At 63.1% G+C, this 20,136-nt stretch carries 14 protein-coding genes; 7 read left to right on the forward strand and 7 right to left on the reverse strand.

The genetic code is table 11. The annotated features are described in order from the left end of the window. Nucleotides 1-523: 523 nt before the first annotated feature. Both D0B32_RS02325 and D0B32_RS02330 read right to left on the reverse strand, forming a co-directional pair. On the reverse strand, nucleotides 524-2,110 hold the full coding sequence (locus D0B32_RS02325) for a Na+/H+ antiporter (RefSeq protein WP_117332062.1): 1,587 nt from the start codon (nucleotides 2,108-2,110) through the stop codon (nucleotides 524-526). A gap of 340 nt (nucleotides 2,111-2,450) precedes the next feature. Next, nucleotides 2,451-3,179, reverse strand: a complete 729-nt coding sequence (locus D0B32_RS02330) for a GntR family transcriptional regulator (RefSeq protein ID WP_117332063.1) — start codon at nucleotides 3,177-3,179, stop codon at nucleotides 2,451-2,453. Between the two features lie 161 nt (nucleotides 3,180-3,340). Between D0B32_RS02330 and D0B32_RS02335 the strand changes: the two genes are divergently transcribed. From D0B32_RS02335 to D0B32_RS02350, 4 genes are all read left to right on the forward strand, one after another. Continuing rightward, the gene (locus D0B32_RS02335; protein WP_117332064.1) at nucleotides 3,341-4,561 is read left to right on the forward strand and encodes an alanine--glyoxylate aminotransferase family protein; all 1,221 of its coding nucleotides are present in this window, start codon (nucleotides 3,341-3,343) and stop codon (nucleotides 4,559-4,561) included. A gap of 307 nt (nucleotides 4,562-4,868) precedes the next feature. After that, the gene (locus D0B32_RS02340; RefSeq protein ID WP_117332065.1) at nucleotides 4,869-6,155 is read left to right on the forward strand and encodes an MFS transporter; all 1,287 of its coding nucleotides are present in this window, start codon (nucleotides 4,869-4,871) and stop codon (nucleotides 6,153-6,155) included. Nucleotides 6,156-6,205: 50 nt separating this feature from the next. Then, on the forward strand, nucleotides 6,206-6,964 hold the full coding sequence (locus D0B32_RS02345; RefSeq protein WP_117332066.1) for a 2-keto-4-pentenoate hydratase: 759 nt from the start codon (nucleotides 6,206-6,208) through the stop codon (nucleotides 6,962-6,964). Between the two features lie 22 nt (nucleotides 6,965-6,986). Beyond that, nucleotides 6,987-10,016: an FAD-binding and (Fe-S)-binding domain-containing protein gene (locus D0B32_RS02350; protein WP_117332067.1), complete on the forward strand. Its 3,030-nt coding sequence runs from the start codon at nucleotides 6,987-6,989 to the stop codon at nucleotides 10,014-10,016. 91 nt (nucleotides 10,017-10,107) lie between these two features. On the opposite strand, the gene D0B32_RS02355 is transcribed toward D0B32_RS02350, so the two are convergent. Next, nucleotides 10,108-11,028 carry a helix-turn-helix domain-containing protein gene (locus tag D0B32_RS02355; RefSeq protein WP_181969696.1) on the reverse strand — a complete coding sequence of 307 codons (921 nt, stop codon included), beginning with the start codon at nucleotides 11,026-11,028 and terminating at the stop codon, nucleotides 10,108-10,110. A gap of 190 nt (nucleotides 11,029-11,218) precedes the next feature. On the opposite strand from D0B32_RS02355, the gene D0B32_RS02360 reads away from it, so the two are divergent. From D0B32_RS02360 to D0B32_RS02370, 3 genes are all read left to right on the forward strand, one after another. Next, nucleotides 11,219-12,118, forward strand: a complete 900-nt coding sequence (locus D0B32_RS02360; RefSeq protein WP_117332069.1) for a DMT family transporter — start codon at nucleotides 11,219-11,221, stop codon at nucleotides 12,116-12,118. 471 nt (nucleotides 12,119-12,589) lie between these two features. Then, entirely contained in the window at nucleotides 12,590-14,752 is a 2,163-nt protein-coding gene (locus tag D0B32_RS02365; RefSeq protein WP_259294922.1) for a hypothetical protein, read from the forward strand. 112 nt (nucleotides 14,753-14,864) lie between these two features. Further along, entirely contained in the window at nucleotides 14,865-15,122 is a 258-nt protein-coding gene (locus tag D0B32_RS02370; protein WP_117332070.1) for a hypothetical protein, read from the forward strand. Nucleotides 15,123-15,140: 18 nt separating this feature from the next. Here the strand turns inward: D0B32_RS02370 and D0B32_RS02375 are convergent, their stop codons facing one another. The 4 genes from D0B32_RS02375 to D0B32_RS02390 all read right to left on the reverse strand — a co-directional run bounded on the left by D0B32_RS02375 (nucleotide 15,141) and on the right by D0B32_RS02390 (nucleotide 19,664). Beyond that, nucleotides 15,141-16,364 (reverse strand): winged helix-turn-helix domain-containing protein, encoded by a 1,224-nt coding sequence (locus tag D0B32_RS02375; RefSeq protein WP_117332071.1) that lies wholly within the window; start codon nucleotides 16,362-16,364, stop codon nucleotides 15,141-15,143. Between the two features lie 37 nt (nucleotides 16,365-16,401). Continuing rightward, entirely contained in the window at nucleotides 16,402-18,129 is a 1,728-nt protein-coding gene (locus D0B32_RS02380) for an FAD-dependent oxidoreductase (protein WP_117332072.1), read from the reverse strand. A gap of 50 nt (nucleotides 18,130-18,179) precedes the next feature. Beyond that, nucleotides 18,180-19,166: a DedA family protein/thiosulfate sulfurtransferase GlpE gene (locus tag D0B32_RS02385; protein ID WP_117332073.1), complete on the reverse strand. Its 987-nt coding sequence runs from the start codon at nucleotides 19,164-19,166 to the stop codon at nucleotides 18,180-18,182. Between the two features lie 246 nt (nucleotides 19,167-19,412). Next, nucleotides 19,413-19,664 carry a hypothetical protein gene (locus D0B32_RS02390; RefSeq protein ID WP_117332074.1) on the reverse strand — a complete coding sequence of 84 codons (252 nt, stop codon included), beginning with the start codon at nucleotides 19,662-19,664 and terminating at the stop codon, nucleotides 19,413-19,415. Between the last annotated feature and the right edge of the window lie 472 nt (nucleotides 19,665-20,136).

Raw genomic sequence — 20,136 nt, forward strand, 5'->3', positions numbered from 1 at the left:
CTGGGATGCTTCAGTCAGCGGGCCGATGAGCGCGCTATGGTTTGAAGCTGTCGTGTGATTGGCTCGGGCCTGTGTTTGCGCAGGACGTTTGCGAAGGAAGCGCGTAAGCCAAAAGTCGGCGCGCCCTGTCATGGCGATCAGGATGCCGACACTGAACACGCATGAGCATAGCAAAGGTCCCGGTACGTCGCGCTCTCAACAGAGGCAAGTCTCCAGACCATAAAGGTGAGGATTTCCAGGTATCGGCGCTTCACTCAATGTAATCGTCTGGTTACCCCTCGCATCAGCACCGTGCTCCCGAATATCCTCACCTATGAACTCGGGTCGAACGCTCACAGGGTCGAGAAAGCGCTGTCACAAAAGGTAAATCGTGCCTCGTACAAGCAGTTTTCTGCGCCGTTCAGCGTTATGAAGCGGTGAGTTTCGGCGAAGGCAATCTTCGCACCTCGCAGAACGCGGCGCGCGAAAGGTGAGACTTTTCAGGAGCGCAATCACTGCGTTTGCAATGGATCCACAAACAAACTCATCCACGCCCGTGCTGCGCGGCAATCTCTTGCAGATCGAGATCGTGTTCCAGGATGGTCAGCAAATCGTCGCCGATCTCTCCCGAGCGATGCATGCGCAATAGTTCGACGCGTCCCGCGGCGACCGCGGCGAGCACGACATCGTAATGGGCCGCGCGTGCATCAGCGGGGAACGCCGACTCATCCTGATGCGCCGCCGTGATACGCGCCCGGTAACTGTATTGTTCGAGCAGGCGTGGATGAATCACACTGCCATCGGCGCCGTGTACGAGCGGCTGAATCGCGGCGAGTTGCGCGGCTTCCAGACGTGCCCACGCGCGCGGCTCGCTGAGATAGTGTGATTCATGCTGGCCTGCGCCAGTTGGCTGAACCCAGCGGATCAGCGCACCAATCGTCGTCCCCTGGCCAAGCACCGTCACCAGGATGACGGCGAATGCGGACACGAGGATCAGGTCGCGTCCCGGCATGGCATCGGGCAATGACAACGCAACCGCGAGTGTCACGACGCCGCGCATGCCCGCCCAGCTCGTGACGGTTGCGGCGCGCCAGTCGGGTGTGCCATCGGCGCGGCGCAACAGTTTGCAGACGAGACTCTGCAATGATTCGACGCCGAACACCCACACGAAGCGGGACAGCACGACGGCCGCGAGCACTGCGCCCACCGCTGGCGCGAAGGCAATCAACGCATCACCGAGGCCGCCCAGGCGCATGACCACGCTGCGCAGCGACAGTCCGATCAGAATGAAGACCAGCGCTTCCATCAGGAAGATCACGACCTGCCAGAAGGCGACGCCGCGCGTGCGCACCGCAGCGGAAAAGATTTCGTGCTGATACCAGCCGAGCATCATGCCGCAACTCACGGTGGCGATGACGCTCGACACGTCGAGCATATCGCCGACGATGTAGCTGATCCACGCTGAGAGAACTGAAGCGGTGATGATCAGATAGCCGTCGTCGAGATAGCGCAGCAGCTTCACCACGAGGAAGCCAATCGCGACACCAACTGCGACGCCGCCCACCGCAAGAATTGCGAAGCTGGCGACCGCGTGCTGGATGCTGAACGTGCCGGTGAGCGCGGCGGCGACCGCGAAGCGAAACAGCACCAGGCCGGCGGCGTCATTGAGCAGGCTTTCGCCTTCGAGCAGGACCATCAGACGCTGCGGCAGCGCGACGCGTTCGAGCACTGCTTTCGCGGCCACGGCGTCAGGCGGCGAGACCACGGCGCCGAGCGCGAAACACGCGCCCCACGGCAGACCCGGCGCGATCGCGTGGACGACCACGCCCACCACCAGCGTCGTGAAGCCGACTGCGCCGATCGCGAGCAGCAGGATGCCGCCAAGATTGCGTTTGAACTCGGCCCACACCGAGAAGTAGGCGCCGTCCATCAGCAAGGGCGGCAGAAAGACGATTAGCACCAGCGCGGGATCGAGCGTGACAGGCGGCAGTCCCGGCACGAAGGCCATCGCGGCCCCGCCGATCAACAGCGCGGCAGCGGGCGGAAAGCGCAGGCGCTTCGCGAGAAGCTGGAGCGCGATCATCGCGATGAGAGACAGCAGCACGAGTTTGAAGGCCGCGACAGTGGACATAGGCTAGCTCGGCAAGGTCACGTCATGGAGGGAACTGACGTTCTACCATAGGACAGTGCGCATGCCGACAGCGTGCCTGCGTCTGGGCCTCAGGAGGATAGTCGTGATGCGTCAGATACTTGGAGTAGCTGTGCGTGAGTTGTCCACAGGGTTGCGAACAATTTCTGTGGACAAGTGGGATACGGAAGTTGCTTCCGTGTGAGTGGCGAACAGAGCGTTCGTCAGAAGTTGGCGCACTGCACAGCGCGACATTCTCACAACCTTGATGACGGGTTCGCGTTCGTTCCGAGATCGTTGCGGAGTGCCGAAGATATGAGCGGAGAACGCTTCACAACCCCCATCACGACGGCTGCTCGCCCTCCGCCACCACCGCTTCTTGCGACTGCACCTGCAACACCGCATCACGCTTATCCAGCAAATGCTGCCGCAGGATCGCGCTCAGCCGTTTGCCATCGCGCGCCTCGAGTGCCTCGAGCATCTCCCCGTGATCATGGATCGCGCGGTCCCACTTCGGAATCTGGAAGTTCGAGCGGAAACGCAACGCCTGCAAACGCCGGTTCACCGAAATATAGGTTTGCCGCAGCGCCGAGTTGCGTGCGGCTTCGTTGATCTTGTCGTGAATCGCCTGGTTGCGGCTGTAGTAACCCGCGAGATCGTTTTGCGCGCGGCACGCCAGCATCGCGTAGTGCAGCGCCTTGATCTCGGCAAGCTCCACGGCAGTCATCCGCTCGGCGGCCAGCTCGCCTGAAAACGCTTCGAGACCGCTCATCAACTCGAAGGTCTCGCGCAACTCGGCCTCGGACATCTTCGACACGGACGCGCCGCGATTCGGCCAGATTTCGATCAGGCCTTCTGCCGCCAACACCTTCAGCGCTTCGCGCAACGGCGTGCGCGAGATGCCGAGCGTCTCGCATAACTCGCGCTCGTTCAGTTTCTTGCCCGGCGCCAGCACGCCCTCGACGATAAAGCGGCGGATGTGCTCCACCACCGTGTCGTGCAGCCGCTGCCGCTCGACTTTCGGCATCAGCGCGGAGGCGGCAGCGCCCGCATCGAACTCCGAATTTTGCATACAAAAAGCCCTCACATTCTGTTGGAGCCGATTTTATCGGAACCTCATCCCATTGTAATACGGAGGGTAAACACCCGTGCCGTCCTGCGATTTTCGTCTTGGGAGTGTCACCGATCGTCTGATATAGTTTTTTGAATGCAAAATTCAATTGGAGAAGACCGATGCTCAAGTTAGATTTTCATCCCGCTGGCCGCCACTTCCTGCAGATCCCCGGCCCGAGCCCGGTGCCCGACCGGATCCTGCGTGCGATGAGCTATCCGACCATCGATCACCGCGGTCCGGAGTTCGGCGCGCTCGGGTTGAAGGTGCTCGAGGGCATCAAGAAGATCTTCAAGACGCAACAACCGGTGGTGATCTATCCGGCGTCCGGCACGGGCGCATGGGAGGCCGCGTTGTCGAACACGCTGAGCCCCGGCGATCACGTGCTGATGTTCGAGACCGGCCACTTCGCCACGCTGTGGAAAAAGATGGCCGAGAGTCTCGGCCTCAAACCGGAGTTCCTCGGCTTGCCGGGCATCGAAGGCTGGCGCCGCGGCGTGCAGCCGCAAATGATCGAAGCGCGTCTGCGCGAAGACACGCAGCACGCCATCAAGGCGGTGTGTGTGGTCCACAACGAAACCTCGACGGGCGTCACGTCCGATATCGCTGCGGTGCGCCGCGCCATCGACGCGGCCGGTCACCCGGCGCTGCTGCTGGTGGACACGATTTCGGGTCTCGCCTGCGCGGATTATCGCCATGACGATTGGGGCGTGGACGTCACCGTGTCGGGCTCGCAAAAGGGTTTGATGCTGCCGCCGGGCATCAGCTTCAACGCGGTGTCGCCGAAGGCCATCGCGGCCGGCAAGCAGGCCAAACTGCCGCGCAGCTTCTGGGACTGGACCGACATCATCGAGATGAACAAGTCCGGCTACTGGCCCTACACGCCGAACACGAATCTGCTCTACGGCCTTTCCGAAGCGCTCGACATGATCCTCGGCGAAGGGCTCGACAACGTGTTCGCGCGCCATGAGCGCCTCGCCGAAGCGACCCGTCGCGCGGTACGTGCGTGGGGCCTCGAGATTCAATGTGCGGACCCTGCGGTGTATAGCCCGGTCCTGACGGGCGTGATGATGCCCGAGGGCATCGACGCCGACGCGGTGCGCAAGACCATCTACGAGCGCTTCGACATGTCGCTCGGCACCGGGCTCGGCAAGATGAAGGGGCGCATGTTCCGCATCGGCCATCTGGGTGATTGCAACGATCTGACCTTGCTCGCTACGCTGGCCGGTTGCGAGATGGGGCTGAAACTGGCAGGCGTTCCGGTTGCTGCAAGCGGCTTGCCGGCCGCAATGGAATGGCTGGCGTCGCAGCCGCAAACCACCAGTCTGAAGGTGGCTGCCTGACTCACACGCTGAGCCGGGCGCCCGCTCACATAACTGAGCACGTAACTGAGCACATAACTGAGCACGTGACCAGGCATGGGCAAAGCGCCAGGCCATCGAAAGCATCAAAAGCTTTGTTTAAAAAGAGCGAGAAGGGACTCAAGGAAACCGGGGCGAAGACGTAAAGCAGAAAGCCCAGCCTCTTCCTTGAGAAACCGTGCGGTGGCAGGGGCGACGCGCAATGTCGCGTCGCTGCCGCGCACGCTCGGGGAATCCTGACGCCGCGCGCCCTCGACGCGCACGGCCGACCCAGTAACGGAGACAGACGATGAAGCGGTTTCGTGTGACCAGTGCGACCAGTATCGTTTTAGTGATGCTATGCATCATGTATTTCATCACCTACCTTGACCGCGTCAACGTCAGCACCGCAGCGGCTGGCTTCGGCAAGGAATTCCATCTTTCGCATACGCAGATCGGCCTGGTCTTTTCCGCATTCGCGTACCCGTACCTCGTGTTTCAGGTGATTGGCGGCTGGGTGAGTGACCGCTTCGGCGCGCGTCGCACGCTGATTTTCTGCGGCGCATTGTGGGCAGTTGCCACCATCCTGACCGGTCTTGCCGGCGGTCTGCTGTCACTGCTCGCTGCGCGTCTGCTGCTCGGTTTCGGTGAAGGCGCTACCTTTCCCGCTTCCACGGCCGCGATGGCGCGCTGGGTCGCCAAGGAAAAGCGCGGCTTCGCGCAGGGCATCACGCATGCCGCCTCGCGGATCGGCAATGCGGTCGCGCCAGGTGTGATCGTGCTCGTGATGGCGACGTGGGGCTGGCGTGAATCGTTCTACATCTGCGGCGTGTTCAGTCTGCTGTGGGTGGTGGTGTGGTCGCTGACCTTCACGGAGCATCCGAAGGACCATCCGCGTATCACGCGGGCCGAGCTGGACGTGTTGCCGCTCCCCAAATCGAAGCCCGCCAACGTGCCGTGGAAGGCGCTGTTTCGCCGCATGGCGCCGGTGACGATTGTGTACTTCTGCTATGGCTGGACGCTGTGGCTTTTCCTGAGCTGGATTCCGCAGTACTTCCTGCATAGCTACCACCTCGAACTGCAGAAGTCCGCGCTGTTCGCATCCACCGTGTTTTTTGCGGGTGTGCTCGGCGATACGCTGGGCGGCATCGTGACGGACTGGATCTACACGCGCACGGGCAGCCTGAAGCGCGCGCGTAGCTGGATGGTGTCGTTGTGCATGTTGTGCACGCTGGCCGTGCTGGTGCCGTTGATGTTCGCGCACAACCTGTATGTGTCGATGGCCTGTCTCTCGGCTGGCTTCTTCTTTGCCGAGATGACGATCGGTCCGATGTGGGCCATTCCGATGGACATCGCGCCGGAATATGCGGGCACCGCGAGCGGCATGATGAATACCGGCTCGGCGCTCGCCGCGATCATCTCGCCGGTGGTCGGCGGTTTTCTGATCGACCGCTTTGGTAGCTGGGAACTGCCGTTTCTCGGCAGCATGCTGCTGATGGCCGTGGGCGTGGTGCTGGCGTTTCGCATGCAACCGGAAAGCCGTTTCGCGGGCGCCGTTGCTCATCCCGCGCAACCTGCTTCGACCCTCGAGGCCTGAGCTGCGCCGACTGCTTTCGTTTTCACTATTCACGCAAGACACGCAAGACGATGACCACGATCGAAACCTTGAGCGAACGCCTCGCCGCCGCGCGACGCGACCATCAGACGCTCGACGCACTGCCGGCGGAATTGACGCCCGTCGACGCCAACGCCGCCTACACGATCCAGCACGACATCCTGCAGCGTATCGACGCGCAGATCGGCGGCTGGAAGATTGGCGCAAAGTCGGCGAGCGGCCCGATTCAGGGCGCGCCGCTGCCGGACCACGATATCTATCGCGACGGCGTGAATCTGCGGCGCGATGCATTCACGCCGCTCGGCCTCGAACTGGAGATTGCGTTCCGCTTCGGCCGTCGCTTCGAGCCGGCCAGCGAGCCGTATAGCGAAGCCGAGGTGCATGCCGGCATCGAATCGATGGGCACGACCATCGAAATCGTCGCGAGCCGCTTCGCGGCCTGGCCGAATGTCGACAAGCTCGCGCAACTGGCCGATCTGCAAAATAACGGCGCGCTGATCCTCGGCGAGTTCATTCCGTACCGCGAAGATTTCCCGTTTGAGGCGCCGTCGCTGCGCTTCAGTTTCAAAGGCGAAGACGTGGTGCGCGCAACACCAGCCAATCCGTGTGGCGATCCGCGCCGTCTGCTGACGTGGCTCGTGAATCACTGCGCGGTGGAGCGCGGTCTTGCTGTCACGCCTGACATGGTCATCACCACCGGTTCCTACACCGGCATGTTCTTCCCGCAGAGCGCAGGTACCGCGCATGGACGTATCGAAGGATTCGCGCCCATCAGCGTGACGCTCTACTAAAAGCTTTTTGCGAGCCGACGCTATGACGAATGCCGCTTCCCCCTTGCTCGTCAAACCGATTCATCTGGTTCCATCCACCGCGCGCCTGACCACGCCGCTTGCCAACCGGCTGCGCAGCGCCATCCGCGGCGACGTGCTGTTCGATGCGGCCAGTCGCGGCCGCTATGCAACGGACGCGTCGATCTATCAGATCACGCCCATCGGCGTGGTGGTGCCGCGCGATCAGGATGACCTGCGCATGGCGCTTGAAGTGGCGCGCAGCGAGAAGGTGCCGCTGCTTGCGCGCGGCGCCGGCACGAGCCAGTGCGGACAGACGGTCGGCGAAGCGCTGGTGGTGGACACCAGCAAGTGGCTCAACAATATCGTCTCGTTCGATGCCGAAGCCCGCACGGTGACGGTCGAGCCGGGCGTCGTGCTCGATCATCTGAACGCGTGGCTGAAGCCGCACGGCCTGTGGTTTCCGGTGGATGTCTCGACCGCCGCGCAGTGCACGATTGGCGGCATGGCCGGCAACAACTCGTGCGGCTCGCGCTCCATCGAGTACGGCAACATGGTGCACAACGTCGCTGCCATCGACGCCATCCTCGCCGACGGCAGCGAAGCGCGCTTCGCGTCATTGCACGAGACGCCGCAAGGCGCGCGTCTGCAGCAGATCGTCGAAGGCGTGAAGCGTATTGCACAGCGCGAGCGCGATGAAATCGTGGCGCGGGTGCCCAAAGTGCTGCGCCGGGTAGCGGGCTACAACATCGACCTGTTCGACTGCCAGAACCCACGCGCCTATACCGACGATGGTGTCGCCAACCTCGCGCATCTGCTGGTCGGCTCGGAGGGCACGCTCGCCTTCAGCCGGCAGTTGACGTTGCAGCTTGCACCATTGCCCGCGCATAAAGCGCTCGGCGTGGTCAACTTCCCGACCTTCTGGCAGGCGATGGACCTGACCCAGCACATCGTCAAACTGAAGCCGGTGGCGGTGGAACTGGTGGACCGCACGATGATCGATCTGGCGATCAGCAATCCGGCGTTCCGTCCGGTGATCGAAAAGGCGCTGGTGGGGCAGCCGGAAGCGATCCTGCTGGTGGAATTCGCGGGCGAAGACCGCGCTACGCAACTCGCCGGCCTCAAACAGTTGACCGAGCTGATGGCCGATCTCGGCCTGCCGGATTCCGTCGTGCAGATGCCCGACGCGAACGAGCAAAAGGCCTTGTGGGAAGTCCGCAAGGCGGGGCTCAACATCATGATGAGCATGAAGGGTGACGGCAAGCCGGTGTCCTTCATCGAAGACTGCGCCGTGCCGCTCGAGCACCTCGCTGAATACACCAGCAAGCTGACCGAGGTGTTCCACCGGCATCACACGGAAGGGACCTGGTATGCTCACGCGAGCGTCGGCACGCTGCACGTGCGGCCGATTCTCGACATGCGGCGCGACGGTGCGCTGAAAATGCGCGCCATCGCCGAAGAAGCGGCGGCGCTGGTGCAGGAATACAAGGGCGCGTATTCGGGCGAACACGGCGACGGCCTGTGTCGCGGCGAGTGGGTGGCCTGGCAGTACGGGCCGCGCATCAACGAGGCATTCAGCGAGATCAAGGCGCTCTTCGACCCGGACAATCGCTTCAATCCGGACAAGATCGTGCGGCCGCCGAAGATGGACGACGCGCGCAATTTCCGCTTCGCTCCAGGCTACAAGGAGCGGACGCTCACGACTGCGCTCGACTGGTCTGCGTGGAACGTAGAACGCGATCCGCTCACGGGACGCGAGACCTTGCCGGGCACCGGCAACGACCTCTCTGGCGGCCTCGCCAAAGCGGTCGAGATGTGCAACAACAACGGCCATTGCCGCAAATTCGATGCGGGGACGATGTGTCCGAGCTACCGTGTGACCAAGGACGAGCAGCACGTCACGCGTGGACGCGCGAATACCTTGCGGCTCGCGATCTCAGGCCAACTGGGTGAAGACGGGCTTGCGAGTGATGACGTCAAGGACACGCTCGACCTGTGCGTCTCGTGCAAGGGATGCAAGCGCGACTGTCCGACTGGCGTCGACATGGCCAAGCTGAAGATCGAAGCGCGTGCGGCGCGCGCGAGCCGGCACGGTATCAGGATGCGCGACAAGCTGGTGGCCTTCATGCCGCGCTATGCGCCGCTGGCAGGCAAGGTGCCGGGGCTGCTGGCGCTCGCCGACCGCGCGCCGTTGCTGTCCACGTGGTTCAAACGCGCGGTGGGCTTTGCGCCGCAGCGCTCGCTGCCGCGTTTTCGCACGCCGTTTCTGTCCACAGCATCGACGACCGTGAAGCCACGTGCTACCGCCGATGGCACCGTGAAGGAAGTGTTGTTGTTCGTGGATACGTTCAACAACAACATGGAACCGGAGAACGCGCGCGCTGCGCAGCAGGTGCTCGAGGCTGCAGGCTATACGGTGCACTTCAACACGCGGGCGGGCGAGCGGCCGGTGTGCTGTGGCCGTACCTTCCTGGCAGCCGGGCTGGTCGATCAGGCGAAAGAGGAAGCGCGACGCATGCTGGACACGTTCCGTCCGTTCGTCGAACGCGGTGTGCCGATCGTGGGCCTGGAGCCGTCATGTCTGCTGTCGTTGCGCGACGAATTTCTTCACTACGGTTTTGGTGAGGAAGCGCAGCGGCTGGCGAAGTCCGCATTCCTGTTCGAAGAGTTTCTCGTGCGCGAGCAAAAGGCGGGGCGTCTGACGCTCGACCTCAAACCGTTGCCCACGCAAAAAGCGCTGGTGCATGGCCATTGCCATCAGAAAGCGTTCGATGCCTTCACGCCGGTGCAAACCGTGTTGAAGTGGATTCCTGAGTTGACCGTCGCGACGGTGGAGTCATCGTGCTGTGGCATGGCCGGCAGCTTTGGCTACGAGGCGGAGCACTATGCAACCTCGCAGGCTATGGCAGAACTGTCGCTGCTACCCGCCGTGCGCAAGCTGGACAGCGACACGGTGATGGTGGCGGATGGCACGAGTTGTCGGCATCAGATACACGACGGCGCTGGTGTCGATGCGGTGCACGTAGCGCGGGTGCTGGCGCGTGCGTTGAAATGAAGGCGTGCCACGCGTGACGTTGCGAGCGGCGTTGAGATGCCGCCCAGCGTCACGCTCCGGGGGCCCTTCAGCCCGCCCGCATTGGTGACGCTCACGCCGCCTTCAATACCTGCCGATACACCGCCGGTGCCACGCCCAGCGCTTCGCGAAAGCGATGGCTGAAATGGCTGGCGTTGGCATACCCGCAGCGTGCCGCGATCTGTGCCAGCGGCAACGTCGTGACGCGCAATAACAGGCGCGCCCGCTCGATGCGCTGCTGCGCAATCCACGCATGCGGCGGCAAGCCGAACGAAGTGCGGAACATGCGCGCGAGATGGTACTCCGACAAGCAGGCCACTTCCGCCAGACGGCCAAGCGTGAGTGTCTCGGCCAGATGCGCTTCGATGTAGTCACGCAGCCGGCGACGCGTTGCAACCGACAAACCGCCCTTCAGCGTCATCCCCGCGCGACTCACGCCCTGCGATTGCAGCAGCAGGCTCATCACTTCGTGCGCGGTTTCGTTGGTGCGCAGCAGACCATCGGGATCGTCCCAGCGCTCGTCCGTAATGGACTGACAGAGACTCGCCATGCGGGCGTCTTCGAAGTACGTGCGATCTGCCAGCGTGATCTCACGCGGCTCGCGGTCCAGTTCGCGCACGGCGCGCTGCGTGAAGTGTTCGGGCAAAAAATACAGGTGCATGAAATGCATCTGGCCGCGCACCCACCAGCGCGATTCGTGATCGCCAGGTAACGCGCACAGCCGCGTGGGCGCGCCAAAGCGGCCCGGCAGCTTCTGGCGTTCCGTGCGGTAGCCGCCGTCCAGATAGCACGACAGCGTATGGTGGCCGGGCTGCTCGTAGACCGTTTCCGCTTCCTTTGTCTCGCGCGTCCATTCGGCCACCGCCAACTGGTCGCCCAGCCACGCGAAGCGTTCCAGCTTTGCGTTGGCGTCGCGCAGCGTCCGACATACCGAGTGCAAGCCAAAGGGCGTCTCGGCAGGTTCGATCACGGCGGCGGGCAGGGTAGGGTTCACGGCTTGCGAAAATGACAGGGTCAGGTGCTGACAGTATAGAGCGAGCGGCCCGAGGTCTGCCTGGGGCTGCGGAAAAGTGCGCAATCCTGGACAAGTCCGGGTGATGCCGGTAGCGCACAGTGAGGGCGTGAAGTTCCACCACCCTTACTTTTTGCGCTTTATTGTGCCCTTTCCGCCGGGCTGACCTGTCATGAATCTGTTTCTCTATGCCATTACCGTCCTGATCTGGGGCACGACCTGGATCGCCATCAAATGGCAACTCGGCGTGGTGCCGCCGCCCGTGTCCATTGCCTGGCGGTTTGGGCTGGCTGCGTTGCTACTGTTTGCACTGCTGCGCATCATGCGCCGGCCCATCTGGCCGCCGCGCGCGGCATGGCGCTTCCTGTTCGCGCAGGGATTCGCGCTGTTCTGCCTGAATTTTCTGTGCTTTTACTACGCTGAGCAGGTGGTGCCGAGCGGGCTGGTGGCCGTGGTGTTTTCAATTGCGCCGCTGCTGAATTCCATCAACGGCAGGCTGTTCATGGGCCGTCCGTTGCAGCCAACGGCGATTGCCGGCGCACTGCTCGGGCTCGCGGGCATTGTGTGTCTGGCCGTCCAGCAGATGAGCGGACACCTGAACGATCACACGGAGTTGCTGGGGCTGGCGGTCGCGTTTCTCGGTACGTTGTGCTTTTCGACCGGCAATCTGTTGTCGAGCCGCATGCAGTCGATGGGCCTGCACCCGCTCGTCACCAATAGCTGGGCCATGCTGATCGGCGCGTCCATTCTGACCATAGGCAGCGCTGCGGCGGGCTATTCATTCGCGCTCGAACCGGATATCCGTTATCTCGGCGCGCTCGGCTATCTGGCGGTGTTCGGCTCGGTGATCGGCTTCACCGCGTATCTCATGCTGGTAGGGCGCATCGGACCCGAGCGCGCGGCCTATTGCACGGTGCTGTTTCCGTTCGTCGCGCTGGCGGTGTCGACGGTGTTCGAAGGGTATCAATGGTCGGCATTGGCGGTGATCGGTCTCGTGCTGGTGGTGGCCGGCAACCTGGTTGCGTTCGATCTGACGCGGCGCATTTTCACACGGCCGGTGCGGGTGTCTTGAGGCGTGTCCGGCGAAATCGTGCGGGCTGGAAACGACGGGCAAAGGTGAAGCACAAAAGCGTGGCTTCGCACACCGTACCGCGTGAACGGTGAGAAGGTTCGGGAGCACACCGCGCGAACGTCCGTGGCATTTGCGCCGTAAGGTGAGAGGGTTCGGGAGCCGCTCCACGTGTAGCTGAGTTCCCGCTCTCACGGTTGCGAGCAGCGCAGCGCTATGCGGATCAGATTGCTCACACGCGCCGTCCGCATTTTTGCGTGATTTATTGTCGATTAATTTCCATCGGAACCGTGCGAGGATAGCTACGCCATTCGCCGCAGCATGCGCGTTCCTGTCTGCATGACACGTGAACGTGATGTGTCATGCGCGGCATTCGCATGAGAGGCGTGACGACGACAGCGTATGCATGCTGGCGTGCCGCCTCGCAAGGAGCCGATTGTGAAATTGTTGTCCCGCTTTGGCGCGGCCTTGCTGATGTTGCATGTCTCGTGGCCCTGCGCTGTGTTCGCGCAGTCGCAATTGACCTACACCACATCGTGGATCGGCAATACGTTTGGTTTCGGCGACGGCACGTGGGTGCAGCAGGACATTCAGAACATCAGCGTCGCCCCTGACGGCACCGTCTATACGAACGCGCCGTGGGACGAGAGCGGCAGTGAAATCGCGGCCTATCAAAACGGCAACAAGCTCGCGGTAGCCGGCAATACGCACGGCTGGGGCGCGGCGGGCGGTGACGCCATCGCGGTGAACGACACCTATCTGTACGCGGCCATGTCGATCGGCAATGAGAGCAACGCGCTCGTCGGTGCCGACTATCCGCCCGCCAACCAGACGTGGTTCGGCATCACGCGCCGTTTGCTGTCGAATATCGCCACCGGCGCGCCGTTCGCCTCCGGCATCGGCAATAGCGCGAACGTCACGAAGAACAGCTTCCTGCGCGTCGACGACGTGGTGAGCGGCGTGGATGCGGGCATTCGCGGACTCGCCGCAACGGATAGCGAAGTGTACGTCGCCGACACCTACGGCAACCGCATCGTCGTGTTCGACGCGCAAACCATGCGGCAGTTGCGTTCCTGGACAGTGCCATCGCCGGGACGCATCGTCATCGACTCGGACGCAACACTATGGGTAATCTGCGGCGTGGGATCGACGGGCGGCATGAGCGTCACGCATTATTCCGAGCAGGGTGCCGTGCTGCCGGGCATGCTGCCGCTGCCTGCGGGCGCGATCCCCGCGGCGCTTGCCATTGCGCCGTCGGGTCAGATACTGGTCGCCGACAACGGCCCTTCCCAGCAGATCCTGGTGTTCACCAAAAGTGCTTCCGGCGACACGCAACTCGCCAGCACACTCGGCACGCGTAACGGCATCTATCACACAGTAACGGGGACGCCCGGTAATTGGCGCTTCAATGGCATCACGGGTCTCGGCTTCGATCAAGCCGGCAATCTGTATGTGTCGCAAAACGGTGAGGGACCGCGTCCTGTCGGCTCCGCTTCGGTCGGCGAAGGGGCGGTGCTCGAAAGCTATGGTTTAACCCCGGCCTTCGCCGCGCAACAACTCAACTGGAGGCTCTACGGCCTCACGTTCGTGGATAGCGGCGACTTCGATCCGGCCTCGACCAACTATGTCTACAGCGGTTCGAAACGCTTCGCGCTCGATTACACGCAACCCACCGGGCACGAATGGTCGTACGCGGCGTTCACGTTGAACCGCTTCGCCTATCCGGACGATCCCTCGTTCCATCTGACGCGCGGCATGCGCGGCGAGCCGATGATGCGGCGCATCGACGGCAATCTGTTTTTATATGCGCTCGATCCTTACGCGCACTACCTGAGCGTGTATCGCTTCGACGCGACGCAGGGGCAGACCGCGATTCCGTCGGGCCTGCTGGCGCAGAATCCGATCCCCGGTAACTGGCCAGTGGGACAACCCTCGTACGGCGAGTGGATGTGGCGCGACAGCAATGGCGACGGCGTGGTGGATGCCGCTGAGATCACCAGCAATCCCTCCACGGGCAGCACCGTGGGCGACGGCTACTGGTGGGTCGACGCGCCCGGCAACGTCTGGCTGGCGACGCCTCTCAGCGGTATCCGTGAGATGCCGTTGCAAGGTCTCGATTCGTTTGGCAATCCGATCTATCAGTACGCCAACGCAAAGATGTTTCCCATGCCTGCGCCGTTCACGCGGCTCGGCCGCATCGTGTACGACGCGTCGAGCGACACCATGTACGTCACCGGCTTCACGAGCGCCAATCCGTGGAACACCACGCTGTGGAAAGAGGCGGGTCCGCTGCTCGCGCGTTATGACAACTGGAGTAGCCCTAATCCTACGTTGCTCTACACGATCGCGCTGCCGTGGGACCCCTCCGCCGATCCGCCACTGACCACCGTGGGTGTCGCGGTGGCGGGCAACTACATATTTGTTGCGGAGTTGTACACGCAGAAGATCGACGTCTACGACCTGCGCAGTGGCGAGGCAGTGGGCTACATGACACCAGGCGCGAGCGTCGGCAATACGAGTGGCTGGGTGGACGTGTATCTTGGCATTAGCGCCGTGGAGCGCGACAACGGCGAATACGTGGTGCTGGTGGAGGACGACGCGCGCGCCAAGATTCTGATGTACCGCTGGACACCGTGAAGCATCGCTGTCGCAGTGCACCGGCATGCATGGCCGAATGGATGAATGGACGACCGATCACGATGGGTATATAACAACGTCAGGCATCCATTCACAGGAGAGACGCTCCATCATGACGCGTGATGTTTCGCAAAAGCAGGAAGCGGGCGAACGGCCCGATCTCGAACACCTCGACGCCGCCATCAGCCACGTCGACCATCTCGTGAGCTCGGGCGGCATTGCCTCGGGCGCAGCCAAAGGATTGCTGTACAGCCTGATCGAGACGCTGGGCACGCTGGTGGGCGATCCGGATTTGCCGGAGCACGCTCGCTCGGGCTATGAGGGCTTACTGGAAACGGCGCGTGAGTTGCGCCTCAAGATCGAACATTGAGGCGATTCGTCGGGAGATTTACGCCGCCGCGCTTGTCTGCGCGGCGAGTGCCTCCATCAAATCCGCGGGCCCCGAGGTAATCTGCCACTCGGGCGTGCCGTGCCAATCCGCACAACGCTGAAAGGCGCGCCGCAGATCCGTGGCGAGCCGCGCGCTGACACGCACGCCAGGCTCCAGATGCACCGCCTTCAGTTCGAAGAGGCCGCTGCTTCGATGGGCTTTCGCGTCCGCACGGCCAATCAATTTGCCCCGGTTCAGAATGGGCAACACGAAGTAGCCGTATTTGCGTTTGGCTGCCGGCGTGTAGCACTCGATCACGTAGTCGAAGTCGAACAGCGCCGCGGCGCGCTTGCGATCCCACACCACCGGATCGAACGGCGATAGCACGGTCGTGACCGTCGAGCTGAGCTTGCCGCTGTTGGCATCGTCGATCAACGGCGCGAATTCGCGATGCACGAAGGTGTCCTGTTTCCAGCCGTCCACCTTCACCTGCACGAGGTCACCGGCCTCGGCCAGCGCGTGCAGTTCGGCCCCATACGGCCGACGCGGCAGGCGGTAGTAGTCGGCCACCCAGTCGGCGCGCGCCACGCCGAGCGCGCGGCAGGTCCGACGCAACAGTTCCTCGGCAACGGCTTCGGGCGGCTGCAGATCGCGTGCGTCGTCCCAGCTCGGCAGCACACGTTCGCTGACATCGTAGACCCGATGAAAATTGCGCCGCTCGGCCACCATCAATTGACCGATGGCGAACAGCACTTCGAGGTGACGCTTCTCTGGCTTCCAGTCCCACCAGCCGTTGCTCTTGCCCGCCTCGCGAGCGAAATCCGCTGAGCGCACCGGTCCATTCGCGCGCACGTGTTCGAGCAGCGTGTCGATCTCCGCACGGTATTGGTCGTGCCACTGGGCCGCGTATTTCCAGCCCATGCCGCTCGGGTCCAGCATGCGGTGACGCATCAGCCCGTAGTCTTCAATGGGCAGAAACGACGCTTCGTGGGCCCAGTATTCGAACAACGATCCTTGCGCGAGAAGTTCGTCGAGCCACTGCGGCGGGTAAGCGCCGAGGCGGCTGAACAGGACGAGATAGGGACTGCGCGCGACTACGTGGATCGTGTCGATCTGCAGTTGCGCCATGCGGCGAATTGCATCGAGCACGTCGGCTTTCGTGGGCTTGCGGCGCGGCGGCACGAGCAGACCTTGCGCGGCCAGATGAAGGGTGCGCGCAGCGGGTAGGGTGAGTGTCTTCACGCTGCCAGGAAGCAGAGAGAGCGGGCTACCACCGGTTTTACGCCCCCAGCGCCACGGCGTCGTCGGCAGTGACGGCCAGCATTTGATGGATCTGCGCCACCACCGCTGCACCTTCGCCCACGGCGGCCGCCACCCGCTTGGTCGAGCCGGCACGCGCATCGCCGATCGCAAATACACCGTCGACGCTGGTGCCGAGATCGCAGGTGGAATTCAGGCCCTTCGCGCCGGTCTGCACGAAGCCTTTCTGGTCCAGCTGCACGCCGCAGGTTTGCAGCCACTCGGTGTTCGGATCCGCGCCGGTGAAGAGGAACAGATGGCGCGTGTCGAACTGGGTGGTGCCGTCAGGCAACGGCTCCTTGAGCACGACCGAGGAGAGTCCGCTGTCGTCGCCGTCCAGCCGTCCAATTTCCGAATAGGGATGGACGAACACATTCGGCAGCGAGCTGATGCGGTCGATCAGATAGCGCGACATGGTCGCCTCGAAACCGCTCCGGCGGATCAGCACATGCACCTTGGCCGCGTGCGTAGCCAGATACACGATGGCCTGGCCAGCCGAGTTGCCGCCGCCCACCAGCACGATCTGCTCGCGCTTGCAGAGCTTGGCTTCCACGGGCGACGCCCAGTAGTAAACGCCGCGTCCGTCAAAACGGTCGAGGCCTTCCAGCGCCGGGCGCCGGTACACCGCGCCGCTGGCAATCACCACGCTGCGCGCCTTGACGCTGCCGCCGCATTTGAGTTCGAGGCGGTGGGGCGTCTCATCGCAATGCAATGTTTTGACCTTCACCGGAATCGCGACGTGCGCGCCGAACTTCTGCGCCTGCACGAACGCACGTCCGGCCAGCGCCTGGCCGCTGATGCCGGTCGGGAAGCCGAGGTAGTTTTCGATGCGCGAACTCGCGCCCGCCTGGCCACCGGGTGCGCGGCTGTCCATCACGATGACGGAGAGCCCTTCCGAGGCCGCATACACGGCGGTGGCAAGGCCTGCGGGGCCCGCGCCGACAATCGCCACGTCGTAGACCAGCGAGGCGTCCAGTTCGGGCAGCATGCCGAGGCAGGTGGCCAGTTCGGGGTCGCTCGGATGACGCAGCACGGAGCCATCCGGGCAGATCACGAGCGGCAGGTCTTCGTGCCGCGCGCCGAACTGTTCGATCAGCGTCACGGCTTCCTCGTCGCGCTCGTTGAGCACCGCATGCGGGTGTCCATTGCGCGAGAGGAAGCCTTGCAGCGAGACCAGTCGCGGGTCGTAGCTCTTGCCCACCAGAATCGGACCGCCCGCGCCCTTTTCGATCAACGAAACGCGCCGGAGGATCAAGGCGCGCATGATGCGCTCGCCAAGCTCGGCTTCGGAGACGATCAGCGCGCGCAGGCGCACCGGCGGAATCAGAATGGCTTCGACCGGCTCCAGCGCGAGGCCGCTGACCAGGCACGGCCGCGACGACAACTGGCCGACTTCCGCGAGAAATTTTCGTGGACCCTGCTCGGATACCAGCCGCTCGCGTCCCAGCCCGTCGCGCTGAAAAATCTTCACGCGTCCCGACAGCAGCACGAACATGCCCGGCCCGATGTGGCCGGTCTCGAACAGCAGTTCGCCCGACTGCCAACGTTGTACTTCGCCGAATTTACGCAGGCGGTCGATTTCCTCCCACGTCAGTTCGGGGAACATCTGATGCATTCGCGTGGAAAGCGAAGAAAAAGGCGCATCGGCAACGACGGGCGGCGCAGGCTGCACGCATTGTTGCGATTCGGCTTCTTGAATCTCGATCATCAAACCGCTCCTTCTGTCGTCTGGTTCAGCAGGGGAAGCGACCGGCCTGGCTACACCGCGGGAGCGACTCCGGCGTGTACTTCCGGTGCCGGCTCGTCTTCCAGCGGCTCGAGTTGCCGTCCGGCATCGCGCCATGCGTCGAGTCCACCGCGCAAGGGCAGCACGTCGCTAAAGCCTGCTTCATTGAGTTGCTTGGCCATCCATGCCGCCGAGATCTCGTTCGGGCAGGAACAATAGATTACGAGCTTTTGGTCGGGAGGGTACTTGGCAATGATTTCGTTCAACTGCCGCTCGTCCGCAAACTGGGTGCCGGGAATCACGAAAGGGTCGAGTTTGCGCTTCTCACGCGAGCGGATGTCGAACAGCACCGGCGCGCGGCCCGCCGCCATCAGGTCGGCGAGTTCGTCCACTTCCATGCGCGCCGTGGCGAGTTTCTTGATGAGCTGGCGCCGGCGGATCCAGCGGTACGCCGCGTACAGCAGCAGCAACGCAACCACCACCACCATGACCATGCGGCCGAGGCGGCTCGCGCCCGCCATCAACATGTCGATCTGCTGCGCGAAGATGGCGCCGATGATCAGCCCCGTGCCGGACCAGAGTGCGGCGCCGACGCTGTCGTAGGTCAGGAAGGTGCGATAGGCGGTGCCCATTGCGCCGGCCATCGGAATGGAGACGATCGAGAGGCCCGGGACGAACTTGGCCACTGCGAGGACGCGCACGCCCCAGCGTCCAAAGAACCGCTCGGTTTTCTTCACGCAGGTGTCACGCGAGAGAGAAAGACGGCACAGTGTCTTCAGCGTATTGCCGCCGTAGATGCGGCCGGCGAGATACCACACGCTGTCGCCAATCAGCGTGGCAAAGATGGCAAGGATCAGCACCGACGCCAGTTGCGAGCCGACGGTGGCCGGATGCGTGGCCGCCATCGCACCGAACAGGATGAGTGCGGGCATCGCAGGCACGGGCAACCCGAGCGACGCGGCCAGCACGTTGGCGAAGACGAGTGCTGGCCCGTATTGTTCCACGAGGTCATGTAGCATCGGCTTACTTCCGCGGCCGTTTCCGGCGGGAAGCGAAGAGGTAACTAGTCGATTATGGACGCATTTTGACGACGTGCAAGCGTCCGGAAAGGCAGCAGGTAAATCGGGCAGAAGAAATGTCGGTGAGGCAGGCTTTACGCGCCGATGCAGCAGGTTGGCGCAAGCCCCGCCGGCCGGTGGAGCCGTGTTGCGAGACGACCGGCGGCGTGTGACGGCATGCGCTTGCCGCGCATGCCTGAGGTGAAGTCAGGTACGGTGATTGTGCTGTTCGCCAGGCAGTTCGGCACCGTGCGCGCGAATGGCCGCGATCAGTTCTGCCGGCGTGATTTCATAGCGTACTTCGCGATGGATGCCAGGCTTGCGCTCGTCGACTTCGATCAGAAGAATACCCTTGCCGTCTTCTGTCGATTCGAGGCGCAGCGAGCGAAGTTCGCGCGCCGTTGCGTCGTCGTATTCGGTGAGCAGGGCCATAGCCCCGGAAGACCCGGTAGTGCGCATCGAAGTTGTCCTCGTTCCGTTGTTTAGCAAACCATTGTACGGGTGGTTGGCGCGCTGCGTGTCGCGTCCTGCTGACAGCGTGACACCCCACATGCCGCTGACAGGCGCGCCACGCGGTGATATGCGCCGCGCGACCCGATCGTTTCAGGCAGTTTAACGCGACTCCCTGCGTGGACGGCTGCATTTTTCATGCCCCGCTGCGGTGCAGCCGCCGAGTCCGGTTTTGTCATGTCCGTGACGCGCAAGCCGGTTAGGGCGCGCTGGCCTCAAGCAGTAAACGAGGCGGGTTTCGCCTTCGTTGACCGGCCTGTCGAGAAGCGGATGCGCTACATTGACGGCATGTGTCCGGGCCGTGATCACGAGTATTTATTGCCGGCTGGCCATGGCCGTTTTGCGCATGGATGCGTGCAAATTGCCGGTCCGCCTGGCGGCAACGCGTCGTGCGCCGGTTATGTTGCGCCGGTTATATAGA

Origin of the sequence: Paraburkholderia sp. DHOC27 (genome assembly GCF_003429005.1) — a bacterium.
GTDB lineage: Bacteria > Pseudomonadota > Gammaproteobacteria > Burkholderiales > Burkholderiaceae > Paraburkholderia.

Excerpts from the sequence above, each read along its gene's own strand:
- D0B32_RS02325 (WP_117332062.1), bottom strand. The coding sequence starts at position 2,110 with ATGTCCACTGTCGCGGCCTTCAAACTCGTGCTGCTGTCTCTCATCGCG.
- D0B32_RS02330 (WP_117332063.1), bottom strand. The coding sequence starts at position 3,179 with ATGCAAAATTCGGAGTTCGATGCGGGCGCTGCCGCCTCCGCGCTGATG.
- D0B32_RS02335 (WP_117332064.1), top strand. The coding sequence starts at position 3,341 with ATGCTCAAGTTAGATTTTCATCCCGCTGGCCGCCACTTCCTGCAGATC.
- D0B32_RS02340 (WP_117332065.1), top strand. The coding sequence starts at position 4,869 with ATGAAGCGGTTTCGTGTGACCAGTGCGACCAGTATCGTTTTAGTGATG.
- D0B32_RS02345 (WP_117332066.1), top strand. The coding sequence starts at position 6,206 with ATGACCACGATCGAAACCTTGAGCGAACGCCTCGCCGCCGCGCGACGC.
- D0B32_RS02350 (WP_117332067.1), top strand. The coding sequence starts at position 6,987 with ATGACGAATGCCGCTTCCCCCTTGCTCGTCAAACCGATTCATCTGGTT.
- D0B32_RS02360 (WP_117332069.1), top strand. The coding sequence starts at position 11,219 with ATGAATCTGTTTCTCTATGCCATTACCGTCCTGATCTGGGGCACGACC.
- D0B32_RS02365 (WP_259294922.1), top strand. The coding sequence starts at position 12,590 with ATGTTGCATGTCTCGTGGCCCTGCGCTGTGTTCGCGCAGTCGCAATTG.
- D0B32_RS02370 (WP_117332070.1), top strand. The coding sequence starts at position 14,865 with ATGACGCGTGATGTTTCGCAAAAGCAGGAAGCGGGCGAACGGCCCGAT.
- D0B32_RS02380 (WP_117332072.1), bottom strand. The coding sequence starts at position 18,129 with ATGATCGAGATTCAAGAAGCCGAATCGCAACAATGCGTGCAGCCTGCG.
- D0B32_RS02385 (WP_117332073.1), bottom strand. The coding sequence starts at position 19,166 with ATGCTACATGACCTCGTGGAACAATACGGGCCAGCACTCGTCTTCGCC.
- D0B32_RS02390 (WP_117332074.1), bottom strand. The coding sequence starts at position 19,664 with ATGCGCACTACCGGGTCTTCCGGGGCTATGGCCCTGCTCACCGAATAC.